Source organism: Micromonospora sp. AMSO31t, from assembly GCF_008868175.1.
Taxonomy (GTDB): Bacteria; Actinomycetota; Actinomycetes; order Mycobacteriales; family Micromonosporaceae; genus Micromonospora.
This window is the reverse complement of record NZ_WBKT01000293.1, coordinates 1-1,828: the sequence shown is the minus strand read 5'-3', so window position 1 is coordinate 1,828 and position 1,828 is coordinate 1. Positions and strand designations below refer to the sequence as shown.

General features: G+C 75.8%; 2 protein-coding genes. Both read left to right on the top strand.

Annotated elements, in window-relative coordinates:
- Positions 1 to 73 precede the first annotated feature (73 nt).
- The gene (locus tag F8274_RS30545; RefSeq protein WP_192580058.1) at positions 74 to 916 is read left to right on the top strand and encodes a C39 family peptidase; all 843 of its coding nucleotides are present in this window, start codon (positions 74 to 76) and stop codon (positions 914 to 916) included.
- A 104-nt stretch (positions 917 to 1,020) separates the two neighbouring features.
- The gene (locus F8274_RS30540) at positions 1,021 to 1,773 is read left to right on the top strand and encodes an alpha/beta fold hydrolase (protein ID WP_151465849.1); all 753 of its coding nucleotides are present in this window, start codon (positions 1,021 to 1,023) and stop codon (positions 1,771 to 1,773) included.
- Positions 1,774 to 1,828 lie beyond the last annotated feature (55 nt).

Genomic DNA, 1,828 nt, shown 5'->3' with positions numbered 1-1,828 from the left:
CGGCGACCCGCCGCCCCGCCAGCGCGCGTGAGCTCCTCCGCGCGTGGGGCCGGTGTCTGCCGCGCACGCTCCCGTGGAGGAACCCGTGAAGCATCACCTGAAGCGTCAGCTGCGGCGTCTCGTGACCGAGCGCCCGTACCAGATCATCGCCGGCTCGGCCGCGGCGCTCGTGCTGGCCGGCGGCGCCGGCACCGCCCTCACCGCGACCGACGAGGCCCCGGTCCACCAGGAGAACACCGCCGCGGTCGCCGAGCTCGGCTCGCGGCTCGGTGAGGTCGCCAGCCGGGGCGAGGCCCGGGCCGCCCTCCCGGCGCCGTCCGTCTCGCCGAGCGCGTCGCCGTCGGCCGCGAAGGCCGCGGCCAAGGCCACCACCGACCCGGACACCAGCCCGAAGGCGAAGCCGAAGCCGCCGTCGACCAAGGTCCTCGACTACGACTACGAGGCGCAGAACCAGTACTGGAACTGCGGCCCGGCCGCGGTCCGGAACGCGCTCAGCGCCAGCGGCGTCGAGACCACCCAGGAAGCGATGGCCGGCCCGCTCGGCACCACCGAGAGCGGCACCAACTCGGCCGAGGACACCACCCGGGGCCTGAACCAGATGGTCAAGGGCAACCCGTACCGGACCCACATGTTCGGCGGCTCGGCGAGCCCGGCCGAGATGGACCAGCTCCAGGCGGACGTGGTCAAGGCCATCACCGACGGCCGGGGCGTGGTGGTCAACGTGGCCGGCGACGCCACCGACACCGACGGTGGCTGGCACTCCTTCCCGGGCGGCCACTACATCGCGGTGGTCGGCTACAAGAACGACGGCCGGACCGTCCGGATCGCCGACTCGGCGAACCCGGCGCTGCCCGCGTACTGGGTCAGCACCATCGACCTGGCGAACTGGGCTGCCACGCGCGGCTACTCCGCCTGATCGCACCTCTCCCCGTCGGGCACCGGCTCCACCGAGCCGGTGCCCGACGTCGTCGTGCCGGGTGCTCTCGCGCGTCGTGTCCGTCCGGTGGCACACTGCGCCCTATGGGCGACGCGACGGGTACCCGCCATCTGCTGTTGCTGCACGGCATGGGCGCCACCGGTGAGGTGTGGCTGCCCTGGGCGCCGCTGCTGGAGCGCCACTGGGCGGGGCGCTGGCTCGCCCCCGACCTGGCCGGGCACGGCTGGTCGCCCCCGCTGCCGGAATACTCCTTCGACGCCCTGGCCCGGCGGGTGGTCGAGGGACTGGGCCCGGTGGCCGAGCGGCTGGGCCCCCGCGACCGGCTCGTGCTGCTCGGCCACTCGCTCGGCGGGGTGGTGGCGCTGGTGCTGGCCGCGCGGTCCCGCCGCCTGCCCGTCGACGCGGTGGTCGGGCTCGGCATCAAGGCCGTCTGGTCCCCGACCGACCTGGAGAAGGCCCGCGAGCTGGCCGCCCGCCCGGTGACCTGGTTCGCCACCCGGGACGAGGCGGCCCGCCGCTACCTGCGGGTCTCCGGGCTGGCCGGGCTGTTCGCCCCCGACCACCCCGTGGTGGAGGCGGGGCTGCGCCGCGAGGACGGCCGGTGGCGGCTGGCCATGGACCCGCCCGCCTTCGCGGTGGGGGAACCCCGGCTGCCGGCGCTGCTCGCCGCCGTCGACGTCCCCGTACTGCTGGCCCGTGGCGAGCAGGACCCGATGGTGACCGACGCGCAGCTCAAGGAACTGGGCGTCCCGGTCGCCACCCTGCCCGGCCTGGGCCACAACGCGCACATCGAGGACCCGGCGGCGGTGCTCGCCCTGCTCGACGCGTACCTCTGACCGGCGGGTCAGGCGGCGGGGGAGGGGAGCGGCGAGCCCCGCCGCCTGACCCGCC